Below are 328 nucleotides of genomic sequence, written 5' to 3'. Positions count from 1 at the left end.
GTCCTGCACCACGCCGAGGCGCCCGGCGATCGCGTTCACGCGGGCCAGCTCGATGCGGCTGTCCAGCACGATGCGTCCCACACCGGCGGAGATGGCCTCTTCCAGTTCGCGGGGCGGCTAGTTGTTGCCGAGGACGAACACGCGCTCCATGGGGAAGTCCACCGAGCGGGCGCAGGCCAGCTCGCCGCCGCCGGACACATCCAGGCTCAGCCCCTCGGCCTCGGCGATGCGCAGCACTTCCTTGTTCAGAAACGCCTTCGACGCGTAGATGATGTCGGAGTTATCGTAGCGGCTGCGGAAGGCCTCGCGGTAAGTTTCCATGCGGTGG

General features: G+C 67.4%; 1 pseudogene. It reads right to left on the bottom strand.

The window, feature by feature from the left end:
- Positions 1 to 117 precede the first annotated feature (117 nt).
- Positions 118 to 328, bottom strand: a pseudogene (locus NE591_RS13535) (diaminopimelate decarboxylase); the annotation flags it as partial.

Source organism: Adlercreutzia sp. DFI.6.23 (assembly GCF_024462535.1).
Taxonomy (GTDB): domain Bacteria; phylum Actinomycetota; class Coriobacteriia; order Coriobacteriales; family Eggerthellaceae; genus Adlercreutzia; species Adlercreutzia rubneri.
Note: the sequence above shows the minus strand (reverse complement) of the source record. Positions and strands in the feature narration are given on the sequence as shown.